Below are 207 nucleotides of genomic sequence, written 5' to 3' on the forward strand. Positions count from 1 at the left end.
ATGTCACAAAAGTGCATGCTATTTGCAAGAGAACAGGTAACCTTGCCAATTATTCTATGAGAACCTCACAGGGAGATTAATCTGGTAGAGCTTTGGTGACAGCAGAATATGTCACAAAAGTGCATGCTATTTGCAAGAGAACAGGTAACCTTGCCAATTATTCTATGAGAACCTCACAGGGAGATTAATCTGGTAGAGCTTTGGTGA

At 40.6% G+C, this 207-nt stretch carries 1 pseudogene; it reads left to right on the plus strand.

The features are described from left to right. Nucleotides 1–92: 92 nt before the first annotated feature. Nucleotides 93–176 (plus strand): annotated as a pseudogene (locus tag BOQ64_RS24390) (thymidine kinase); the annotation flags it as partial. Between the last annotated feature and the right edge of the window lie 31 nt (nt 177–207).

The sequence above is a fragment of the Chryseobacterium sp. CH25 genome (assembly GCF_004119455.1).
Classification (GTDB): domain Bacteria; phylum Bacteroidota; class Bacteroidia; order Flavobacteriales; family Weeksellaceae; genus Chryseobacterium.